General features: G+C 37.3%; 18 protein-coding genes, 2 pseudogenes and 1 riboswitch. Of the genes and pseudogenes, 13 read left to right on the top strand and 7 right to left on the bottom strand.

The features are described from left to right. Positions 1–50: 50 nt before the first annotated feature. From BMZ31_RS21015 to BMZ31_RS03205, 3 genes and pseudogenes are all read right to left on the bottom strand, one after another. The gene (locus tag BMZ31_RS21015; RefSeq protein WP_254780680.1) at positions 51–296 is read right to left on the bottom strand and encodes a PucR family transcriptional regulator; all 246 of its coding nucleotides are present in this window, start codon (positions 294–296) and stop codon (positions 51–53) included. Positions 297–449: 153 nt separating this feature from the next. Further along, a pseudogene (locus tag BMZ31_RS21010) lies at positions 450–1,171 on the bottom strand (CdaR family transcriptional regulator); the annotation flags it as partial. Positions 1,172–1,246: 75 nt separating this feature from the next. Then, the gene (locus BMZ31_RS03205) at positions 1,247–1,603 is read right to left on the bottom strand and encodes a DUF3905 domain-containing protein (RefSeq protein WP_090830273.1); all 357 of its coding nucleotides are present in this window, start codon (positions 1,601–1,603) and stop codon (positions 1,247–1,249) included. Positions 1,604–1,750: 147 nt separating this feature from the next. On the opposite strand from BMZ31_RS03205, the gene BMZ31_RS20215 reads away from it, so the two are divergent. Next, complete coding sequence (locus BMZ31_RS20215) at positions 1,751–1,912, top strand: hypothetical protein (RefSeq protein WP_175477983.1); 162 nt, start codon at positions 1,751–1,753, stop codon at positions 1,910–1,912. Next, positions 1,909–2,049 (top strand): hypothetical protein, encoded by a 141-nt coding sequence (locus BMZ31_RS20210; RefSeq protein WP_175477982.1) that lies wholly within the window; start codon positions 1,909–1,911, stop codon positions 2,047–2,049. Before BMZ31_RS20215 ends, BMZ31_RS20210 begins: the two co-directional genes overlap by 4 nt. A gap of 68 nt (positions 2,050–2,117) precedes the next feature. Here the strand turns inward: BMZ31_RS20210 and BMZ31_RS03200 are convergent, their stop codons facing one another. Next, positions 2,118–3,860 (bottom strand): B12-binding domain-containing radical SAM protein, encoded by a 1,743-nt coding sequence (locus tag BMZ31_RS03200; protein WP_090830272.1) that lies wholly within the window; start codon positions 3,858–3,860, stop codon positions 2,118–2,120. A 174-nt stretch (positions 3,861–4,034) separates the two neighbouring features. On the opposite strand from BMZ31_RS03200, the pseudogene BMZ31_RS20525 reads away from it, so the two are divergent. Beyond that, a pseudogene (locus BMZ31_RS20525) lies at positions 4,035–4,109 on the top strand (lactate utilization protein C); the annotation flags it as partial. Between the two features lie 31 nt (positions 4,110–4,140). Here BMZ31_RS20525 and BMZ31_RS03195 read toward each other — a convergent pair. Beyond that, positions 4,141–5,163, bottom strand: a complete 1,023-nt coding sequence (locus BMZ31_RS03195; protein ID WP_090830271.1) for an acyltransferase family protein — start codon at positions 5,161–5,163, stop codon at positions 4,141–4,143. 353 nt (positions 5,164–5,516) lie between these two features. Between BMZ31_RS03195 and BMZ31_RS03190 the strand changes: the two genes are divergently transcribed. The 3 genes from BMZ31_RS03190 (at position 5,517) to BMZ31_RS03175 (ending at position 10,379) form a co-directional block, all read left to right on the top strand. Further along, complete coding sequence (locus BMZ31_RS03190; RefSeq protein ID WP_254778558.1) at positions 5,517–7,340, top strand: methyl-accepting chemotaxis protein; 1,824 nt, start codon at positions 5,517–5,519, stop codon at positions 7,338–7,340. Between the two features lie 475 nt (positions 7,341–7,815). After that, on the top strand, positions 7,816–9,669 hold the full coding sequence (locus BMZ31_RS03180) for a PAS domain-containing sensor histidine kinase (protein WP_090830270.1): 1,854 nt from the start codon (positions 7,816–7,818) through the stop codon (positions 9,667–9,669). A gap of 125 nt (positions 9,670–9,794) precedes the next feature. After that, a complete protein-coding gene (locus tag BMZ31_RS03175; RefSeq protein ID WP_090830269.1) occupies positions 9,795–10,379 on the top strand; it encodes a DUF2087 domain-containing protein in 585 nt (194 codons plus the stop codon). A gap of 67 nt (positions 10,380–10,446) precedes the next feature. Here BMZ31_RS03175 and BMZ31_RS03170 read toward each other — a convergent pair whose 3' ends face one another. Next, complete coding sequence (locus BMZ31_RS03170; RefSeq protein WP_090830268.1) at positions 10,447–11,232, bottom strand: carbon-nitrogen family hydrolase; 786 nt, start codon at positions 11,230–11,232, stop codon at positions 10,447–10,449. 127 nt (positions 11,233–11,359) lie between these two features. Between BMZ31_RS03170 and BMZ31_RS03165 the strand changes: the two genes are divergently transcribed. The 6 genes from BMZ31_RS03165 (at position 11,360) to BMZ31_RS03140 (ending at position 16,456) form a co-directional block, all read left to right on the top strand. Then, positions 11,360–12,532: a pyridoxal phosphate-dependent aminotransferase gene (locus BMZ31_RS03165; RefSeq protein WP_090830267.1), complete on the top strand. Its 1,173-nt coding sequence runs from the start codon at positions 11,360–11,362 to the stop codon at positions 12,530–12,532. Between the two features lie 83 nt (positions 12,533–12,615). After that, positions 12,616–12,723: riboswitch (SAM riboswitch) on the top strand. 87 nt (positions 12,724–12,810) lie between these two features. Beyond that, entirely contained in the window at positions 12,811–14,025 is a 1,215-nt protein-coding gene (gene mtnW / locus BMZ31_RS03160) for a 2,3-diketo-5-methylthiopentyl-1-phosphate enolase (RefSeq protein ID WP_090830266.1), read from the top strand. Then, positions 14,026–14,694 carry a 2-hydroxy-3-keto-5-methylthiopentenyl-1-phosphate phosphatase gene (locus tag BMZ31_RS03155; RefSeq protein ID WP_090830265.1) on the top strand — a complete coding sequence of 223 codons (669 nt, stop codon included), beginning with the start codon at positions 14,026–14,028 and terminating at the stop codon, positions 14,692–14,694. Next, entirely contained in the window at positions 14,687–15,316 is a 630-nt protein-coding gene (locus tag BMZ31_RS03150) for a methylthioribulose 1-phosphate dehydratase (RefSeq protein WP_090830264.1), read from the top strand. The genes BMZ31_RS03155 and BMZ31_RS03150 overlap by 8 nt, the downstream gene beginning before the upstream one ends. Before the next feature lie 22 nt (positions 15,317–15,338). Continuing rightward, positions 15,339–15,872, top strand: coding sequence for a 1,2-dihydroxy-3-keto-5-methylthiopentene dioxygenase (locus BMZ31_RS03145; RefSeq protein ID WP_090830263.1), 534 nt, complete (start codon positions 15,339–15,341; stop codon positions 15,870–15,872). Between the two features lie 302 nt (positions 15,873–16,174). Continuing rightward, positions 16,175–16,456, top strand: a complete 282-nt coding sequence (locus BMZ31_RS03140) for an aspartyl-phosphate phosphatase Spo0E family protein (RefSeq protein ID WP_254778557.1) — start codon at positions 16,175–16,177, stop codon at positions 16,454–16,456. 692 nt (positions 16,457–17,148) lie between these two features. On the opposite strand, the gene BMZ31_RS20205 is transcribed toward BMZ31_RS03140, so the two are convergent. Further along, positions 17,149–17,346, bottom strand: coding sequence for a hypothetical protein (locus tag BMZ31_RS20205; protein ID WP_139206598.1), 198 nt, complete (start codon positions 17,344–17,346; stop codon positions 17,149–17,151). A gap of 137 nt (positions 17,347–17,483) precedes the next feature. On the opposite strand from BMZ31_RS20205, the gene BMZ31_RS03130 reads away from it, so the two are divergent. Next, positions 17,484–18,302 carry an electron transfer flavoprotein subunit beta/FixA family protein gene (locus BMZ31_RS03130; protein ID WP_090830261.1) on the top strand — a complete coding sequence of 273 codons (819 nt, stop codon included), beginning with the start codon at positions 17,484–17,486 and terminating at the stop codon, positions 18,300–18,302. The last annotated feature ends 35 nt before the right edge of the window (positions 18,303–18,337 follow it).

Genomic DNA, 18,337 nt, shown 5'->3' with positions numbered 1-18,337 from the left:
AAAAAACAGGCTTTCGCCTGCTATGTATATTCGTACAAAAAAATGTTGGATTAACAATTAATTTTTGTGTTTTCATCCAAGAAACGAAGGGCTAAATATATGGTTACTAAGTTTTCCAGATTTCCTGGATGGTAGCCAGTCAGTTCTTCAAACTTTTTTATCCGGTAATGGAGAGTATTTATATGAATATGTAAGGATTCGGCAGTATTCTTTAAAGATTGATTTTGCCTAATCAACTCTTTAATAGTATGAACGAGTTCACTATCATGTAGAGCAGGACCGATTGTCCTGTTCATAAATTCAATTTTTGTTTCTTGCTTTATTTCTTCAAAAATCATTTCCAATCTAAGCTCCCCATCAAAGACAATGGGGTTTTCATTTCTTGTTGTTTTTAGTGCTCTTTCAGCCTGATGATAAGATATTTGTAAATCTTGTGGGAGGACGCTTTGACCTACTCCAACATATGCTTCAGTCCCGATATGATTTTTGATGAATAAGAGGAATTGATGTAAACGATGCTTAAGCTGTCCTTCTTGCTTGTTTCCGTCAGAAGCAAATAAGACGACAATCCTTTCATTTCGCCATCGTAAAGGGACATCATTCTCATGATCTCTGAACCAATTTAATAGGGTATACCAGCCATCCCTTGTGACAGGTGAATCCATAGAACCAAAATCGATAATGGCAACAATACGTGGAATTGTGAGATTGATTGACAATAGGTCGGCATTATTCAAAAATTGTGTATCCCATTCTCTTCCTTGAATGAGGTCAAAGACGAATGCTTCCGTTGCCCTTGATTGCCAATCAAACTGCTCAGCATAGAAATTCTCACTAATTAATAGTTCGGTCATTTTACGGATAATCTCGCCGAATGGCGTCACGACGTCTGGTTCACCTGTTATTCCAATTACGCCAATTACATCGTTTTGAAAAAAACAGGTAAGTTTATTCCCGCTTTGACACCAATCCAATTATCTTGATTCACTTTGCTAATAATCAATTTTCGCTTATCTCTAAGAGCTATAAGGGCACCTTCGTGAAAAGTACCTACTCGTTGAAAATCTGTACTTGCAATAATAATACCTTCTGTATCAACGACAATGATGTCTTCTCCGATTAGTTTTCTTACTTCACGCACGATTTTTTCGGCTAAATCTGGCAATAACATACATTCACCTCCAAACATATTATAAATGAAAAAAAAGAGGACGTCCTCCTAGGAAATCCGTAGGAGGATGTTCTCTTAATCTTTGCCATGACTAACATCTATAGTAGGATGCATGAAAGGAAATCCTTGGGGTTTCTTATTGCTTTCAACCATTTCACGATTTTCAGCAGAATTCCATCCTATATCATTCGTTGGATGAATCCATTCATCACCTGACATCATTTCCGGATCGGTATCGACCGACCAGTTTTCGAGTGGAGAGTTAGGAGAAGCATACTTACTGTCTCCTATAACCACGCCGTATGAGTTGATAAATGGAGGTTCAATCTCAATTCCCGTACCTTCAAAACTCGGAGCATTGATTTGATGGGGAAGAGTCTCGTTTATGGCTAAGTTCTCGAGTTCGGGCTTGTTGTTGGTCTGTTTTTTCATATGCTCACTCCTGTTTTTGCTTATTTTTTTCAAAAAGGTTCTATTTTATCAAAGTAAAAAAGAGGCAATCAAAGCAAGGCATATTTTAAATTACAGGTGAAAAAATAAGATTGCTTTAGAAAATTCGACTATATTGGGGGTAATGAAATGACTAAACGTAAAGCAGAACATCATGCACTTGAAAAATATAGTAAAACACCAAAAAAGAATCTTAAGGATACCGAATTTTCAGCTGAATATAGTGGCGGGGAAGATGCAATGAAAGGCGCAAATCGTAATTCAAAGCTAGGGAAAAAGGGAAGGTCATGAAAAACAAGAACCAGAATTCAAATGAAATCACCAACGTAGAATTTGGAATTGAATTTGGCGATGTTAATGGTGTGAAGTTATATGATTATCCTTTGAAAAATGAAAAAAAGAATGACAAATCGAAGAAAGAAAAATAAGAAAAAAAGGACAAGCATTTTTTAGCGCTTGTCCTTTTCAAATGATGATAAGAGGGTGAAAAACCGGGTTACATTTCTGCCGAGTATAAGCCGGTTTTTTCTTGAGAAGGGTCAAAGAATGCAACTAAAACATTTTTACTTCTTTCGATTTCACCATCTCTAATATATTTCGTTAGGTTAAAGCTTAGTTCTTCAAGCATGGTGTGTTTATGCAATTCTTTTTCACTAAGACTTAGGTCCATAAATGATGTACCTAAAACAGCTGGATTTTCTAAAATCTGGCTATAAATATTTGTTCTTTGTTCTTTAGAAAAACTTACATGCCACCATGGTTTTCTAGGTTTGAATTTGTGTCTCAATAAATAGTCGTATTTCATCAAGCTTTCAACTATATCAAGATTTTCGATTTTGCGGCTTTCTAAGAATGAATATAATCTTGTAAAAAGATCTTCAAGTTGATGGCCAATTCTTGACCACCCTTTTCTATCCCAGTAAGCGCCAAATTCCTGGAAGAAATCAAATGGAGAAGGGAAGACTCTTGTGACAAGGTATTCGATCGTCTCGTCCATTCGATGATCATTCCAATATTTCTCTAACACATCTTCCACTTGTTTAATTCTTATAATGTCTTCGAAAGGCAAAACGTTATTTCCTAAAATCTCATACGGTGAGTGATCCATATAAACGTAATCATGATCTGCAGCTCGTAGACGTAAACCAGTGCCACGTAGCATTTTTAAGAAACCTAATTGAAGTTCTTCAGGTCTCATTGCAAATACATCATTGAATGTTTGCTTGAAGGAATGGTAATCTTCCTCAGGTAACCCTGCAATCAAATCAAGATGCTGATCAATTTTCCCGCCATCTTTTACAAGCGTTACGGTTCTTGTTAGCTTAGCAAAGTTTTGTTTTCTCATAACCAACTCATTTGTAGCATCATTGGTTGACTGAACGCCAATTTCAAAACGGAATAATCCAGCAGGCGCTTCACGGTTTAAGAATTCAATTACTTCAGGTCTCATGATATCGGCAGTAATCTCAAATTGGAATACTGTACCAGGGAGATGCTCATCAATAAGAAATTGAAACATTTCCATTGCATAGCTTCTGCTAATGTTAAAAGTGCGATCAACAAACTTGATTGTTTTAGCTCCGTTTTTCATGAGATAGCGGATATCGTCCTTAATCTTTTCTCTGTCAAAATAACGGACACCAACCTCGATTGATGACAAGCAAAATTGGCAACTGAAAGGACAACCACGGCTCGTTTCAATATATTGCACCCGTTTGCCCAGGTGAGGAAGGTCTTCCTCAAATCTGTATGGAGATGGAAGTTCTTTCAAGTCCAACTTATTGCGTTGTGGATTAATCAAAGTCTTCTCGTTCTCGCGATAGGAAATACCTGGTACATTTTTGTATTCGTGGCCATGGCTAATCTCATTAAGAAGCTGTTTAAACGTTTGCTCACCTTCACCAAGAACAATAAAGTCTATTGAAGGAACATTATCCATCCATTCCATACTGTCATATGAGACTTCCGGACCACCGACGACTATTTTTATCTCAGGATTGATCTTTTTAATCATTTGCATTACTTTGATCGTTTCTTCGATATTCCATATATAACAACTGAAGCCTAAGACATCAGGCTTTCGGCTAATCAAATCAGTAACAATATTCATGATTGGATCTTTAATGGTATATTCTACAAGTTGAACATCATATTCTGGTGCTGCATATGATTTCAAATATCGGATGGCAATGTTTGTGTGGATGTACTTCGCATTAAGCGTCGAACAAATGATATTCATTATCTAAACTCCTTTTAGACAAAAGTCCATATAAAACAACACGTTATTATAGCTTATTTTTATGATAAAAGAAAGGCTCTTCCGCTTGGAAGAGCCTTTGCATCGTTTAAGGAATCTTGAATGAAAGTACATTATTCTGCAAGAAAGCAATGATGCAGACGAGTAAAAGTATACTCTGCTGATATCGAGTTAGTGGTCGGGGTACACGGTCCAGTAAAGGCAGCGTATATTGTTGTCGATGATCTATAAAAAAAGTCTGCGGAAATCTCCGCAGACTTTTTTATGAAGATTTTACTGAAGTAAGTACTTCATATTTTAGCTTCCTTAACTTCGAAAGTCTGAATTCAATCAGTGGCTGTGCAAAGGAAGTGATCATCTTGCTTGATAATAAGAGCGTTAATACCAAAGCGATAGCAGCTAAATAGATACATCTTTCTGGGTTATCAAAATAGCTTTGAATTGAGCTTTCTCTGAATAAACGTACAAAGAATCCGTGAAGTAAGTAAACATATAACGTATTCTTACCTAGATTTGTAAAGAAGTATTTCTTATTTGGAACAAATGCAAAAAAGCTGAGAATCATCCAGAAGCTGATAGAGTAGAATCCTAAACGTTTGAACATGGCTAAAACTGAATAGGTCCCAAGCTTTTCATAAGATTTTGAACCTAGTAGCCATTGATAAGGAATATCAGGGTTCAAGTAGAACCAAAGGAAAATGGCGACAAAGGACATTGAAGCCAATATTCTTATTCTTGTACTGGAAAGCACGACTAAATGTTCCTTTTTCATGAAGTAACCAATCAGAAATAACGGGAAAAATACAAACGTTCGTGACAAACTCATGTAGTTTGAAATCCAGTCAACATATCCTACAGCCAATCCGATGAAAATAGCTAGTGCAATAGCTACGGATGGCTTCATTTTTGCAAAAACAAAAAGCATGATGTTCCAGAAAAATAAGCTGATTAAAAACCAAAGCGACCAATGTGGATTAAAAGGGTCAATTTTTAAAGTCGATTTGTCATACAAGTAAAAATAGAAAACCGAATAAATCAGTTGGAAAATGATATACGGAAGTATCAATTTTTTAGCTAACTTGGCTACGTACCCTTTATCAAAAAATCCTTTAGCGAAGAAACCTGATACAAGTATGAAAGCCGGCATGTGAAAACTATAGATAACTTTGTATAGGGCATAAATAACATCATTATGTTCTATGAATGACCTAAGAAAATGCCCAAATACAACAAATACAATCAAAATAAATTTTACATTATCAAAGTAATAATCTCGCTGTCTCATTTTTAACCTCCCAGTCTAAGACCCTGGCAATCACCCATTCTATACCCTCTCTTCAAGGTTGAAAACCCTAAACAGTCAGGTAATTAATGGGTAGGGTGAGAGGAATTGCATAATTTCATCATGGTTCCCTTATTAAGAAAATTCACAAATTGTCTTCTGAGTCATCTGTACTATGGAAATTTCATTAGTTGGAAAAATTCAGATAAAATTGTCGACTTGACCTTGTCGATTTTTGTAACAATATATTCACTAGTTAAACTTTTTGATTTATAATGAATAAAAGAAAAAGTTAGAAAATGTTCACAAATGTGAATTTGTAGGTTGGTGTTTACATAATAGGGGGGTTAACAACTGTGCAGAGGGCAAAAAAGTTAATAGGGAAATTAAGAAGGAAAATGGACCAAATGCAGCCTAAACGGAAGCCAAACAAAGAAAAGAAAAATTGGCTTGAGACAGTAAGTAAAAAACTTATGGGAGCGAGGAAGTGGCAAAACTTAAAGCTTGGTCATAAATACGGATTGTCTATTTTTGTTACAATCGGACTTTTTACATTATCAACTATTATTACCTTTGCTCTTTTAGCGAATGTCAACGCGAAAATGGCAGATGTCAAGGATTCTGGTGAAAAAGCAATCGATATGACAGTTTCCGCTGGGATTTTTTATCAAAAGAGCGGGGCAATTGGCAACTATATCATTGATTCAAACCCTAAACACTTAACTCAATTTGAGGAATTAACAAAGGAATTCAGCAAACTCGAGAAACAGATTAAGCCTGCTTTGACTTCTGTTGAATCAAGGCAACTCTTTGCTGATATTAGTAAGAATAATAAAGAAATAACGACAATCTTCAATGAAACGATTAAACCACAAGTTAAGCTGCAGCATAAACGGGAGTACATGCTTGGTAAACTCAAAGTAGACAATATCGTTAAAGATACGATTGTGAAATTGGAAAAATTAAAAGATGTTTTAAAAGAAGAACAAAAAGATGCGATTTCTTCTGCTAAAGCAGGATTAATCTTAACGCTAATCGTCCTTGTCGTTTCCATCATTGTCTCAGCTTTGATGGGGATTATCTCAGTGATTGTTATTAGTTCAATCATTTCAAAGAAATTGAATCAAATTATTATGATTTCAAATGAAATTGCAGATGGAAATTTAAGTGTGGAATCAGTGGAATATAGCGGGATGGATGAGATTGGACAGTTAAGTAAAGCTACAAATTCTATGAAAGAAAAACTTCAGTCCATGATACAAGAAATTTCAGCGGTATCAGCTATTGTTACCCATAAAAGTAGTGAACTCACCGTGACATCTGATGAAGTCAAAGCAGCCAGTCAACAAGTGGCTGCCACGATGCACGAATTATCTGGTGGAGCAGAAGACCAAGCGAGTTCAGCTACAGATTTAGCCAGACTTATGGACGACTATTTATCAAAAGTGCATAAAGCTGTTGAGAATGGGACATCAATTCGAACTGCTTCAAATGAAGTTCTTTCTATGACACAAAAAGGTGATTCCTTAATGAAGGGGTCACAATTGCAAATGGAAAAAATTAACGTAATTATGAAATCATCAGTAGAAAAGGTTAAAGGCTTGGATGATCAAACGAAGATGATCTCGAAGTTGGTTCAGGTCATCAAAGATATTGCTGGACAAACAAACTTACTAGCATTAAATGCTGCGATTGAAGCTGCCAGAGCAGGTGAACATGGCAGAGGATTTGCAGTAGTGGCAAATGAAGTCAGAAAGCTAGCTGAACAAGTTTCCTTGTCCGTTAAAGATATTACGGAGATTGTCCAAGGGATTCAAAATGAATCTGGAAATGTAGTTTCCTCCCTGCAATCGGGATATCAAGACGTTGAGGGTGGAAGGGAACAAATTGAAGCTACAGGACAAACCTTTAAACAAATCTATGAATCTGTAACACTCATGACAAGTAAAATTAATGAGATTTCTGAAAACCTTGATCATGTTTCTGCTAGTTCAGACCAAATGAACATTTCCATCGAGAATATAGCAGCTGTGTCTGAAGAATCTGCTGCTGGTATTGAAGAATCGAGTGCTTCTATTACCCAGACAAATCATGCTATGGAGAACATATCAGAGCATGCACAGTCATTAAGTAATTTGGCTGATCAATTGAATGGAATGATTACAAGATTTAGATTGTAAAAAATGGCTCTTTTCTAAAAGGTTTTTGTTTTTACAAAGATTTGTGAAAGCAAGCCAAAAATTAAGTTGATTGGAGTGGAAGGTGCGAGACTCCTGCGGGATTAGCGGGACAGGTGAGACCCCACAGGCGCAAATGCGCCGAGGAGGCTCACCGCACGCCCCGCGGAAAGCGAGCATCCTGGAGCGGAAATCAACCACTACAATCTAAAAGCAACAAAGTTTACGAAAACAGCCTGAAAAATTGAAGCCGTTTCTTCTAGAAACGGCTTTTTAGCAGGGTTATGTAAAAGCATATTATTGTTTTTGACACCATGTTGACTGCAGTGGAAATCAACAGGTAATTTAACAGAGACTTTAATAAAGACATAGATTAAATAATCGGAATTTTCAATACTTAAATAAAGGTTTTTATTAGCACTCTGTAGAATATGAATGTTACAATAACTGTTTTGTGAATGGCGCGGGGGGACAATATATGGCACATGAGACATTCAGTGAAGATGTGCAAATTTTAAAAGCAAAGATTGCAGAATTGGAAGAACAAAACAACCTGCTTAAAAATGAAATCTCAAATAGAGAAAAATGGAATGCCCTGACGAAAGTGGCAGAAGACGCCATTATTCATTTTGACGATAACGGTGAAATCATCGATGTTAATGATGCTTTTTGTTCCCATGTAGGCTTGAAAAAGCACGAAATCATTTCGAAACCCTTAGAAGAATTCATTCCATATGAAAAGCACTATAAACTTAAGCGTCAAAATATACTCCTTATGGAAGCCGGAAAAGCAAAAGGAATTCTGCCCATTGTACACCGTAACGGTATAACTTTTTTTGATGTTATTACGACAAGACATCCTCTAGGAAATCTTAATATTTCCGTTATGAGAGATATAACTCATAAAAAAATCATGGAAGAATCCATTACGAATAAAGACGATCTTGTAAAAGCTTTATTTTTACAGGCTATAGATGGAATCGTTTTTTGGGATTTAAAAGGTAAAGTTGTTAACGCTAACTCTTCAGCTTGCCGTATCTTTGAGTCATCACACCATGAAATTGTAGGGAAACGGTTTAAGGAATTTCAAGTAAAAAAAGACGAAAATTACTATAAAGCGATGACTGAAATAAATGAAACCGGGGCAGGAAAAGGCCAACTTTTTTTTACATTGCCGAGTGGGAAAGAAAAGTTAATTGAATTTTCGAGTAGAATGCATTCTGTTGATGGATATCACATGACTATTTTTCGTGATGTGAGCAATCGTCATCGCATGGAACAAGAATTAAGATTTAGTGAGTTAAAATGTAGGAAAGTATTTGAAGGGTCTTTTGATGGTATGATCCTGTGGGATGAAGATTATATTATTACCGATGTGAATACTTCAGCTGAATTAAGTTTCGGCATATCCAAAAGAAAGATCATCGGAAAATCCATCAAAGAACTTGTAACAAAATGTCCTAAGAAACATCAGGAACTAATGCAGCACGTCGAACAGGTTATTCAATTTGGTCAACACGATTCGTCAATCATCCTCGAACAGAGGGATGGGACACCTAAACATTATGATTTTTCATCGAAATACAATGTTGTCGAAGGGCTTAGCTTGACTGTTTTTCGAGACATTACAGAGAAAATGGAAATGCAAGAACAATTACGGAAGTCAGATACATTAAACGTAATTGGTCAATTGGCAGCGGGTATTGCCCATGAAATTCGTAATCCAATGACTGCTTTAAAAGGGTTTGTGCAGCTTCTAAAAGGCAGTATAAAAAAAGAACACGAAATGTATTATCAAGTAATAACTTCCGAACTGCAACGAATCGATACCATTATTAATGAATTTTTAATTCTTGCTAAGCCTCAGGCTGTCAGATTTGAAGAGTGTGATGTAACAAAGATCATGAAGGAAACAGTCGACCTTTTGGGAGCACAGGCGGTCCTTCATAACGTCCAATTCGGTACGTTTTATGAGGATGGGGGTGGCAGAGTTTTCTGTGAACCTAACCAATTAAAGAAGGTCTTTATCAATATTATAAAAAATGCAATTGAAGTCATGCCTGAAGGAGGTATGATAGATATCTCTTTTGGAAAGTCAAGAGATAACAAACTACATATAAGAATTAAAGATGAGGGAATCGGAATACCGCCCGAAAAGCTAAAAAGACTGGGTGAGCCTTTTTATACGACGAAAGATAGAGGGACTGGTCTGGGCTTGATGGTTACCTATCGAATCATTGAAGAACATAAAGGTTTCATAAAAGTCGAAAGCGAAGAAGGTAAAGGAACAGTATTCAATATTTATCTACCTTTGATAGTTAACGAAGATTAAATTAGTACGATAGTAAAAAATTGGCACTTTTTTAACAAAAAGTGTCTCTTTGAGTTGACTGGAATATAATAATTTGATATATATCTAATTAGATGATTATCAAATTACCGGATAGGATGATTAGGATGCAACTGAACCGCTTAGTGACTTTCTTAAAAACAATGGGAGATCCGACAAGGGTCCGAGTGGTTGCTTTACTAGCAAATGGACCCCTGCATGGTCAGGCAATCGCGGGTAAATTGGGATTGACTCCTTCAACGATTACACACCATTTAAAAAAACTTCGTGAAATCAATGTGGTGTATGAAAGACGAGATAAAAACACGATTTATTTTTATTTAAATGAATCTGTAATCCGCCAGCAGGCAAAGGGTTTAACCCAACTATTTGAGAAAAAAGAGGAAAAGGTGGATGAAGTGACTGAAATGAATCAGGAACGCCAGAAGGTCTTGAAAAATTTCTTTTCAAATGATGGCCGATTAAAAAGCATACCAGCACAACGGAAGAAGAAACTCATGGTATTTGAACATATTGTTTGTGGTCTGAAAATAGGGAAAAAGTACGAGGAAAAAGAACTGAATGACTATATTAAGCAGTTTCATGAAGATTATGCGACCATTCGAAGGGAATTCATTATCAATCAATATATGTATCGCGAAAATAGTATTTATGAACTGAATCCTCAAGAAATGTGGGCAAAAATAGATTGATAATAAACCTAATAGGAGGAAGGGAGCGTGCAAGTTCAGCGGACTCCATCCTCCTATTGAACAAAAATTAATTATAAAGTTCGGGAATTCTATCAGTAAATATCGGTATCTGACTCCTGACTTGATCTACTTTTGCAAAATCTATGTCAGCGACCATTATTTCTTCCAATTCTCCTGCTTCAGCTACAATTTCTCCCCATGGATCAATGACCATCGAGTGCCCAGCAAACTCATTATTTGGATCACTTCCTGCTCGATTACATGCAATCACATAACACTGATTTTCAATCGCTCTGGCAATGAGTAAGGACCTCCAATGATGAAGGCGAGGCATTGGCCATTCAGCCACGACAAAAAGTGCTTTAGCTCCTTTTACAGTATGGCTTCGAATCCATTCTGGGAAACGAATGTCATAACAAATCATGGCTGCAAGAGATTGTTGTTCTAATTCAAATAATCCCTTTTCACTGCCGGGAATTAAATATAAGTGTTCATCCATTAAACGGAACAAATGAAGTTTGCTATATTCATGAACGAGCTCTCCATCTTTAGTAATCACAAATAAAGTGTTTTTAACACCTTTTTCTGTTCGATTTGCGATGGAACCTCCCACGAAATGCACTTTGTATTTTATTGCCATTTTTTTCAGAAAGCCAATAGTGTTTACGCCTTTACTATCTGCTATTTCTTCGAGTCTAGTTAAGTCATACCCTGTCGTCCACAACTCGGGTAAGACGATGATATTCGGCTTAGATATTGCCGCTTTTTCAATCAATTCAGTCGCCTTCTCTAGATTGCGTTCAGGGTTCCCAAATACAATATCCATTTGAATACAGGCTAATTTCCAGTTCATCTTGTTCCACCTCTTTTAGAAAAATCTAAATTTTTACTTTACAAGCTGTCATTAACGTTATATCATTTGTGACTAGATTTTCAACTAAAAATTTCATCATTCAAAAAATTAAAAGCAGGTGGACCAATTGAAACACTTTCAACAATCAGATTTGCTAGATAGCTTACCGAAACAATTTTTCGCATCACTCGTAAAAAAGGTAGGAGAGTATGTTGCTCAGGGATTTGATGTCATTAATTTAGGACAAGGTAATCCCGATCAACCAACACCTGAACACATCGTTGCTAAATTACAAGCAGCGGCAGCAAATCCAGTAAACCACAAGTACCCTCCATTTCAGGGGTTCCGATATTTGAAAGAAGCAGCCGCAGAATTTTACATGCGTGAATATGGTGTAGTTTTAGACCCAGATTCAGAAGTGGCCATCCTTTTTGGAGGAAAAGCCGGGCTTGTGGAAATACCGCAATGTTTGTTGAATCCTGGTGATACTGTACTCGTACCAGATCCGGGTTATCCTGACTATTGGTCAGGTGTCGCACTTGCACGAGCAGAGATGGCAATGATGCCACTTTTGGAAAAGAATGAGTTTTTGCCAGATTATGATGCTATTTCTAAAGAAACTCTTCGTGCTGCAAAGTTAATGTTCCTAAACTATCCAAATAATCCAACGGGAGCTGTCGCGACGAAGGGATTTTTTGAAAAAACTGTTCAACTGGCAAATGAACACGATATTTGTATCGTCCATGATTTTGCCTATGGTGGTATCGGATTTGACGGTGAAAAGCCGGCGAGTTTTCTCGAGGTTGAAGGGGCAAAGGATATTGGTATTGAAATCTATACGCTTTCTAAAACTTATAATATGGCAGGATGGAGAGTGGGGTTTGCGGTAGGTAATCGAAGTGTGATCTCAAGCATCCAACTCATGCAAGACCATCTCTTTGTAAGTCTGTTCGGAGGTATTCAAGAAGCGGCGGCAGAAGCGTTAATAGGGTCACAAGACTGTGTTCGTGAGCTAAACGACCTTTATGAAAAGAGAAGAGATGTTTTCATAAATGGTTTGAAGTCAATCGGTTGGGAAGTCAAAGCGCCGAAAGGTTCGTTTTTCGCTTGGTTGAAGGTTCCCACTGGATACACTTCGGAGGAGTTCTCTAATTTTTTGTTGGAGAGGGCTCATATTATGGTTGCTCCCGGGATAGGATTTGGAGAGCACGGTGAAGGTTATGTAAGGGTCGGATTGTTAACAACAGAGGAAAGACTGGAAGAAGCCGCAAGAAGAATCGAATCATTAAAAATTTTCTAAAAACTAATTGACAATCTGAAAAATTCTTGCGATAATCCTAATTAATTAATTTTAAATTATGAAAATCAAATATACATTTCGTTTTCTTATCAAGAGCAGGTGGAGGGACTAGCCCTATGAAGCCCGGCAACCGACTTAACATTTTGTTAAGCACGGTGCTAATTCTTGCAGCGATAGCTGGCAGATAAGAGGATGTTAGTTTGTAATGCTAACCTCTTCTTTCTGAAGAGGTTTTTTGCTGTTTTGGCTCTTTTTAAGGGAGAAAGGAAGAAGAACAAATGACTGAATTGATCGCAACTTATGCTGTAAATGACCATTGTGAAAATCCTGAAAAAAAAGCTGAGGAGATTGCCTTAGGGTTAACGGTTGGCTCATGGACCAACTTACCTGAACTAGAACAAAACCAGCTACGACGACATAAAGGGAGAGTCGTTTCGGTTGAAGCTGTTTCTAACGGTCAAGTAGAAGCTGCGATTTTGAAAATCGCCTATCCTGCCGTAAATTTCTCAAATGATATTCCAGCAATTCTTACAACTGTTTTCGGAAAGCTTTCCCTCGACGGTAAAATTAAGCTGATTGATTTACAGTTTGATGCGGCCTTGAAAAATGTATTCCCTGGTCCAAGATTCGGCGTAGAGGGAATTAGGAACTTAACAAGTGTATATGACAAACCTTTGCTAATGAGTATCTTCAAGGGAGTACTAGGAAGAGATATGGATTTTCTTATCCGTCAGCTAAAGGAGCAGGCACTAGGCGGAATAAATATTGTCAAAGACGATGAAATTCTTTTTGAAAATGAATTAACTCCGTTTGAAAAGAGAATTGTAGAAGGTAAAAAGGTCTTACATGAAGTTTATGAACAGACAGGGAACAAAACCTTATATGCCGTTAATCTTACCGGTCGCACTTCCAAACTAAGGGACCAAGCAAGAAGAGCAGCTGAACTCGGAGCAGATCTACTATTGTTTAATGTCTTTTCTTATGGGTTGGATACATTGCAGGAGTTGAGGGAGGACGATGAAATAGCGCTTCCTTTTATGGCTCACCCTGCATTCAGTGGAGCTCTGACTTCATCACCTGATTATGGGGTGTCGAACTCATTGTTGCTCGGCAAATTGTTAAGATATGCAGGAGCGGATTTATCACTTTTTCCGTCACCATACGGCTCTGTTGCATTGGAAAAAAATCAGACGCTATCGATTAGTAGAGAGCTGTTGCTACCTGACTCCTTAAAGCCAGCCTTTCCTGTACCTTCTGCAGGAATACACCCAGGTTTAGTGCCACTGCTCATTGAGGACTTTGGAAATGACTGTGTCATAAACGCAGGTGGAGGTGTTCATGGTCATCCTGATGGTGCTCAAGGAGGAGGGCGAGCATTCATCCAAGCGATTGAAACTCACCTGAAAGGAAAGAGTCTATTCGTGGGTGCGGAACAGTATCCGGAACTAAAAAAGGCGATTCAACTTTGGGGAAGCGTTGAGGTGAATGTCTAAATGCAATATGTAGTTTACTGTGATTTTGACGGCACTGTGACTGCTAAAGATAATATTATAGCCCTAATGAGAAAATTTGCACCCGAGGGCTGGGAAACAATCGCTGATAACGTTCTTTCAAGGAAAGTTTCCATTCGCGAAGGCGTTGGTGAATTGTTTGCTCTTTTACCGAGTAATCAAAAAGACGAATTAACTAAATTTGCTGTTGAAAACGCCATTCTGAGGCCAGGGTTTCAAGATTTCCTCTTTTTCTTAGAGTCTGAAAGAATCCCAATCTATATAGTCAGTGGTGGAATTGATTTCTTTGTCCATCCATTGCTTGAAAAATTCAGTCCTTTGCTAGGAATCTATTGTAATGAAGCAGATTTTTCAAAAGAACGTATTGAAATCAAATGGCCACATATTTGTGATCAACTATGTAGCAATGATTGTGGATGTTGTAAAACGAGCATCATGCGAAAAAATGAAAAAACAGGAGATTTCAATATCGTCATTGGTGACTCGGTTACCGATCTTGAAGCGGCTAAAAAGGCTGACTTCGTACTAGCAAGGGATTTGTTACTTGAAAAATGTCGGGAATGGGACATTCCTCATGAAAGTTTTGATACCTTTTACGATTGTATTGAAGTGATAAAAAATAGGATAGAGGTGAAGAAGGTCAATGCTTAAACAAAGATGGAACGAACTGGCTGACGTAAAGGATGAGCTTTCTGGAAGGGATTGGTTTATGGGTACAAGTGGAAACTTGGCCATTAAAGTGAGCGATGAGCCACTAAGGTTTTTAGTGACAGCTAGTGGGAAAGACAAAAGAAAGCGAACTGACGAAGACTTTCTTCTTGTTGACGAATTTGGAAGGCCAGTTGAGGAAACCCATTTAAAACCATCAGCAGAGACACTTCTTCATGTTGAAATATATCGACGTACAAAAGCTGGTTGCAGTCTTCATGTTCATACGATTGATAATAATGTTATTTCAGAAGTGTATGGTGATACAGGAGAAGTTTCCTTTCAAGGCCAGGAATTAATTAAGGCATTTGATAAATGGGAAGAAGATGCCGTTTTGCGCATACCAATCATCAAAAACTACGCTCATATTCCTACTTTGGCAAAGTCATTCTCAGAATATGTATCCGGAGACACTGGAGCTATTTTAATTAGAAATCATGGAATTACCGTATGGGGAAGAACGGCTTTCGAAGCTAAAAAGATTCTTGAGGCTTCGGAATTCTTATTCCGTTATCAACTCCGATTACTGGAACACAAACCGTATCAGTTATTTAAAGTTGTTTAATAAAATTTAGGAGGAAACGAAAATGGCTCATATTCAATTTCAAGGCCGTGACGAGCAAATTCATGGAAAAGAGGAAGTTGCTAAATTTTTAGATAGTCAGGAAGTAATTTATGAAAACTGGAATATCGGAAAACTACCAGCCGAATTAACCGAGAAGTACACATTGTCTGATGAAGAAAAATCATCTATTTTAGATGCATTTGCAGAGGAAATTGCAGATATTTCAGTGAAACGCGGATATAAAGCTCAAGATGTCATTTCATTATCGGAAAAAACCCCGAATCTAGATACCCTTTTAGAAAACTTCAAAAAGGAACATCATCATACAGATGATGAAGTTCGTTTTATTGTAAGCGGTCATGGGATTTTCGTGATAGAAGGAAAAGATGGAGTCTTTTTTGAAGTCTATCTAGAGCCTGGTGATCTTATTTCAGTACCACCTAATGTAAGGCATTACTTCACGTTACAGGAAGATCGAAAAGTTGTAGCAGTAAGAATTTTTGTTACAACAGAAGGATGGGTTCCTATTTATGAGAAGGAAGAAGTAAGCTTATAATCTATGATTTTCTAGCAGATTTGATGAATTTCAAATCTGCTTTTATATTCCATATAAATGTAAGCGCTTTCCAATATTTCTACAAAAAACCACATACCTTTTTTTGGATAATCCACAAGAAATATGTCGAATTCGCAAGAAAAAACCCTGAAGTTACTGTCGAAAAGTAAGGAAAGATGATTGTTTTGTCTAGTTTTGCGAAAGGGTTTACAGGGGTAGAAATTTTTGTCATAATTCAAAAAAGAGAGGCAAGATAGAGATGAAAAATGGACAAGGTGGTATAGAGTAGGGGGCACTGAAGATTGGGGCAGAAAGCAGCAGTAGCAGTTCATTCCGATAGTATACTTAGAGAAATAAAAAGCAAAAGAGAGAAAATGATGGAATGTGCCAATGAAAAAGGATTTACCAACGAGGATACAATAAAATGTAGTCAGGAACTAGATGAATTAATATATGTTTATCAAACTTGTTTTTGCTCCCCTTCTGAACCAAAAGCAGAAGTCAGAACATTTATTGCAAATTTGACAATGGTATTGCCTAAAGCACTGACAGGAATCATTCAAATTCTATTAATAAGTATTTAATGAAGGAAGAATCCAATTGGAATCTTCCTTTTTTTATGGTCTATGAAATTATCAAATAAATTAATGTGGATAACTTTCTACGTTTTTCTATTAATCCACCTCCAGCGCCCAGCCCCTCGGGGTTGTTTCCTATAGCCGAAACAACCTTAATTGTTTTCAAAAGCCAAAACAATTTTGGTCATAAGCCAAATCACTTCAGAAATCAGGATTTCCTGCGTGATTCGTCTTATGCCTGTCGGGGCTAAACAGAGCGCTTGCGCCTTTTGTTCTTTGGCTTTGTTAAAGGAAATTGTTGAAATAAAGATGTTGTTGATTGGAGCGAAAGGCAGGAGACTCCTCGAAATTCCTCAAGGATGCTATCGCATCATTTCGTGCGGTGTTCATTCAAGGAAGCTTTTTCAATGTCCTGCGGGAATAGAGGGACTTAGAAGACCCCGCAGGCGGATTGTGCCAAGGAGCTTCCGAACCCGCCGAAGAAGAATTTGTCTTTGAAAAACCCGGCAGTATGGCTTTTCATAATTCGCCCGCGGAAAGCGAGTGCCTGTAGCGGAATTCTACATGCGAGGTTAACAGCGTCTTTATTTTTAATAAATCGGTAAAGTGTGACTTTTATCATTGTTGATACCCTTATATTTCATATATTTATATTAGGGATAACTTTCCTTTTTCTCCTGAAAAGATTTTCTTCTTCATTAATAACTACTTTTTAGAGTAATCTCCATTGAAACAAATTTCTTGATCATGCAATACATAAAAGGTTGTTCATCTTTACATTGGGCTGTATTCGTAATTTTGTTGCTATCTAACAAATTGAAATAGTTGTTGATTTCCGCTCCAAGATGCTCGCTCCAATCAACTATTAGATTTACTTTCAGAAATGAGCCTTTCATTTATATACAAAGAAATAAGAATTCCCAAATTGTTTTGTACTATGCTTATGTTGCGATACATATATCGTAATACAAAGCATTTTTATAAAAACTAGCAATGGTTTGCAAGAGAAGGTTTTATTAAGGAGGACCTATATATGCACATTGTCGTATGTGTCAAGCAAGTTCCAGATACAAAAATCATTAAAATCAATCCAAAGACCAACACCCTAGATCGCCGCAGTGCACCTGCCATTCTCAATCCATACGATGCCCATGCGGTTCAGGAAGCAGTCAAGATCAAAAGGCAGACGGGTGGAACGATATCAGTTTTATCCATGGGACCACCCCAGGCAACTGCAGTCATAAAAAAAAGTATCGAAATAGGAGCTGATCGTGGTTATCTGATATCAGATAGAGCTTTTGCGGGGGCCGATACCCTAGCAACTAGTTATGCCTTATCAAAAGCCTTGGAAAGAATCGGAAAGGAACATCCGGTTGATATGATCATTTGCGGCAAGCACGCGATTGATGGAGATACAGGGCAAGTAGGACCAGGTATTGCTCGGAGAATTGATATTCCTCCTGTCACGAATGTAATTGAAGTTTCTGAAGTGAATTTAGATGAAAAAACCGTATTGATTAAGAGAAAGTTAGCTAACGGCTACGAACTCATTCAAACTCAGCTGCCTTGCTTATTGACAGTTGAGAAAGAGATAAACGAAATCGAATATTCATCTTTAACAAACATGATAAAAGCGGCTAGATATGAGTCTGTAATTTGGGCTGTAAGCGACTTAGAGAATGTAGATAGAACCCAACTTGGTTTGAAAGGCTCACCAACCATTGTCGGAAAGATGTTTACGCCTCCTAAACCCGAAGGTGGTAAGAGGTTGGAAGGTTCTGTGGATGAGCAAGTTGAGGAATTGATGGGCTTACTTATGGAAAAGAAGGATTTGTTTTTCTTAAATTCTTAAAATTATTCAGTCTGAAAGTCTATTTTTAGAGGAGG

The organism is Bacillus sp. cl95 (assembly GCF_900115925.1).
Taxonomy (GTDB): Bacteria; Bacillota; Bacilli; order Bacillales; family Cytobacillaceae; genus Neobacillus_A.
This window is presented reverse-complemented; position numbering and strand designations above follow the sequence as displayed.